The organism is Streptacidiphilus anmyonensis, from assembly GCF_000787855.1.
Lineage (GTDB): Bacteria > Actinomycetota > Actinomycetes > Streptomycetales > Streptomycetaceae > Streptacidiphilus > Streptacidiphilus anmyonensis.
On record NZ_BBPQ01000140.1, the window covers coordinates 1 to 4,417 of the forward strand.

At 74.2% G+C, this 4,417-nt stretch carries 1 protein-coding gene; it reads left to right on the plus strand.

Going from position 1 to position 4,417, the window contains the following annotated elements:
- On the plus strand, nt 1-4,417 hold a 4,417-nt coding region (locus TR50_RS41950; protein WP_052441905.1), incomplete at both ends, for a type I polyketide synthase.

The window sequence follows — 4,417 nt, forward strand, 5'->3', positions numbered from 1 at the left end:
GGCAGTTCTGCCGGCCACCTCGCTGGCCTGGGGCCTGTGGGCGGGCGGCATGGCCGGCACCCTGGACGAGGCCGACGTGCAGCGGATGACCCGCAGCGGCGTCGCCCCCCTCACCGCCGACCTGGGCCTGGCCCTCTTCGACGCCGCGCTGGGCCAGTCTGCCGCCGCCCTCGTCCCGATCCGGCTGGACGCGGCGGGCCTGCGCCAGCAGGCCCGCACCGGCCGACTGCCCGCCGTCCTCACGGGTCTCGTCCGCACCCCGGCCCGCCGACTCGCCGCCGCCGGGGCCACCGCCGCCGGCGCCTCGCTGGTCGAACGGCTGTTGGCACTGGGAGAGGAGGACCAGCAGCGCGAACTGCTGGAACTGGTCCGCTCCCAGGTCGCCCAGGTGCTCGGCCACGCGGGCGCGCACGTCGTCGACCCGGCCAAGGCCTTCCGGGAGACCGGCTTCGACTCGCTCACCTCGGTCGAGCTGCGCAACCGCCTCAACGCCGCGACCGGCGTGCGGCTGCCCGCCACCGTGGTCTTCGACTACCCGACGCCCGCCGCGCTCGCCGGTCACCTCTTCACCGAGGCCCTGGGGCTGGGCGAGGCCACGGCCGAGGCCTCGCCCGTCGCGGCGGCGGCCGTCAACGACGACCCGATCGCCATCGTCGGCATGGCCTGCCGCTACCCGGGCGGCGTGCGCACCCCCGAGGACCTGTGGCGGATGATCGCCGACGGCGCCGACGGCATCTCGTCCTTCCCCACCGACCGCGGCTGGGACGTGGAGAACCTCTACCACCCCGACCCGGACCACCCCGGCACCTCGTACACCAGCGAGGGCGGATTCCTGCACAACGCCAGCGAGTTCGACCCGGCGTTCTTCGGCATCAGCCCGCGCGAGGCACTGGCCATGGACCCGCAGCAGCGGCTGCTGCTGGAGACGTCCTGGGAGGCGTTCGAGCGCGCCGGGATCGACCCGGAGACCGTGCGCGGCAGCCGCACCGGCGTCTTCGCCGGGATCATGTACCACGACTACATCTCCCGCCTGCCCGCCATCCCGCCGGGCGTCGAGGGCTACCTCGGCACCGGCAACTCCGGCAGCATCGCCTCGGGCCGGGTCTCCTACGTGCTCGGCCTGGAGGGCCCGGCGGTCACCGTCGACACCGCCTGCTCCTCCTCGCTGGTCGCGCTGCACTGGGCGATCCAGGCGCTGCGCACCGGCGAGTGCTCGCTGGCGCTCGCCGGAGGCGCGACGGTGATGGCCGCCCCCAGCACCTTCATCGACTTCAGCCGCCAGCGCGGTCTGGCCCGCGACGGGCGCTGCAAGTCCTTCTCCGACTCCGCGGACGGCACCGGCTGGGCCGAGGGCGCCGGCATGCTGCTGATCGAGCGGCTCTCCGACGCGCGCCGCAACGGCCACCCCGTGCTGGCGATCGTGCGCGGCTCGGCGATCAACCAGGACGGCGCCAGCAACGGTCTGACCGCCCCCAACGGACCCTCGCAGCAGCGGGTCATCCGCCAGGCCCTGGCCTCGGCCGCGCTCACCCCCGACCAGATCGACCTGGTCGAGGCGCACGGCACCGGCACCACCCTGGGCGACCCGATCGAGGCGCAGGCGCTGCTGGCCACCTACGGCCGCGAGCGCCAGGCCGACCGGCCGCTGTGGCTCGGCTCGGTCAAGTCGAACCTGGGCCACACCCAGGCCGCCGCCGGCGTCGCCGGCGTCATCAAGGTCATCATGGCGATGCGGCACGGTGTGCTGCCGCAGACCCTGCACGTCACCGAGCCGTCCACGCACGTGGACTGGACCGAGGGCGCGGTCGAGCTGCTCACCGAGGCGCGCGAGTGGCCGCAGACCGGCCGCCCCCGCAGGGCGGGCGTGTCCTCGTTCGGGATCAGCGGCACCAACGCCCACACCATCATCGAGGAGCCGCCCGCGCCGCGCGGCGCCGCAGCCACTCGGCCGGAACCGGCCGCGCCCGCGCGCGTGCTGCCCGTGGTGCTGTCCGCCAAGAGCCCCGAGGCGCTGCGCGCCCAAGCCGAGCGACTGCGCGAACACCTGCGGGAGCGGCCCGAGTCGTCGCTGCCGGACGTCGGCTGGTCGCTCGCCGCCACGCGGAGCTCCTTCGAACACCGTGCCGTGCTGCCGGTTGCCGCACGCGAGCTGCTCGACGCGGAGTTGGCCGCCCTGGCGGCCGGCGCGCCGCCTGCGCGCGCGGTGCTGGGGACGGCCGGGTCGGCGGGCCGTACCGCCTTCCTGTTCACCGGGCAGGGCAGTCAGCGGGCCGGGATGGGCCGTGAGCTGTACGCGGCGTTCCCGGTCTTCGCGGCGGCGTTCGACGCGACGTGCGAGGAGTTGGACCGGTACCTGGACCGTCCGCTGCGGGACGTCGTCTTCGCGGGTGAGCGGATCGACGAGACGGCGTGCACGCAGCCGGCGTTGTTCGCGCTTGAGGTGGCGCTGTTCCGCCTGGTCGAGTCGTGGGGCGTCCGCCCGGACTTCCTGGCGGGTCACTCGATCGGCGAGATCGCGGCGGCGCACGTCGCCGGGGTGCTCTCCCTAGCCGACGCGGCGACCCTGGTCGCGGCGCGTGGCCGGTTGATGCAGGCGCTGCCGTCGGGTGGTGCGATGGTGGCGGTGCAGGCGTCCGAGGAGGAGGTGCTGCCGCTGCTGGTCGGCCGCGAGGCCGAGGTGGGCATCGCCGCCGTCAACGGCCCGACGTCGGTGGTGCTGTCGGGTGCCGAGCAGGCCGTCCTGGAGGTCGCGGACCGGCTGGCCGCCGAGGGGCGCAAGACGAAGCGGCTGACGGTCAGCCATGCCTTCCATTCGCCGCTGATGGACCCGATGCTGGACGAGTTCTCGGCGGTGGTCGAGGGGTTGGAGTTCCACGCCCCGCGGATCCCGATCGTCTCGACGCTGGACCGGTCCGCCGAGCTGACCGAGCCCGAGTACTGGGTGCGTCACGTCCGCGAGGCCGTTCGCTTCGCCGACGCCGTCCGCGCGCTGGAGGGCGAAGGCGTCCGCACGTTCCTGGAACTCGGTCCGGACGGCACGCTGTCCGCCCTTGGCCAGGCGTGCGTGACCGAGGACGCGGTGTTCGCGCCGGTGCTGCGCCGCGACCGGGCGGAGGCCGAGACGTTCACGGCCGGGCTGGCCCAGCTCTTCGTGCGCGGGGTCAGGCTCGACTGGTCGGCGGTCTTCGCCGACACGGACGCGAGGCGCGTCGAACTGCCCACCTACGCCTTCCAGTACGAGCAGTACTGGCTGGAGGCGCCGCCGATTCTGGTCGGCGAGGCGGCGGCCGGGCAGCTCGGCCTCGACCTGGCCGAGCACCCTTTGCTCGGCGCCTTCGTCGGCCTGGCCGACGCCGACGGTCTGCTCTTCACCGCGCGCCTGGCGCTGGACACCCACGCATGGCTGGCCGACCACGCCGTCGGCGAGGTGGTGCTGTTGCCGGGGACGGCGTTCGTGGAGCTGGCGATCCGTGCGGGTGACCAGGTCGGCTGCTCGCTGGTGGAGGAGTTGACGCTGGAGGCGCCGCTGGTTCTGCCGGAGCGCGGCGGGGTCCAGGTGCAGGTGTCGGTGGGTGCGCCCGACGGCGACGGTCGGCGCGGCATCAGCGTGTACTCGCGCTCCGAGACCGCCGAGGTGGATGAGCCGTGGACGCGGCATGCGGCCGGTCTGCTGGCGGAGGGTGAGCGGTCGGCGGGCTTCGAGCTGGTGCAGTGGCCGCCGTCCGGGGCTGAGCCGGTGTCGGTCGAGTCGGTGTACGAGACCTTTGCTGCGGCCGGGTTCGGTTACGGTCCGGTGTTCCAGGGGCTGCGGGCGGCGTGGCGGCTCGGTGGTGAGGTGTTCGCCGAGGTGTCGCTGCCGGAGGAGAGTCGTGCGGAGGCGGGCCTGTTCGGTCTGCATCCGGCGCTCCTTGACGCGTCGCTGCACGCGATCGGGCTGGGCGGCCTGCTGGAGGACACCGGGCAGGGCCGGCTGCCGTTCGCGTGGTCGGGCGTGTCGCTGCATGCGGCGGGCGCGGCCGAGCTGCGGGTGCGGATTGCCGCTGCCGGTGCGGACGCCGTCTCGCTCGCGGTCGCTGACGGGACCGGTGCGCCGGTGGCGTCCATCGAATCCCTGGTCCTGCGGTCGTTCTCCGCTGAGCAATTGGCGGGTTCCGGCGCGGGTGGGCCCGAGGCGCTGTTCCGTCAGGAGTGGACGCCCGTGGCGCTGCCGGCCACAGGATCCCTCGGCGCGGTGGTGGTGCTCGGCGACGACGACCTCCGCCTTGCCGACGCGACGCGTTGCACCGATCCGGCCGCGGCCGTGGAGCTGACGCCCAACACGCTCGTCGTGCCGGTGCTTCCGCAGTACGAGGGTGCGGACGTGGTGGCGGCCACGCACGAGGCGGTGCACCACACCCTGGAGCTGCTCCAGTTCTGG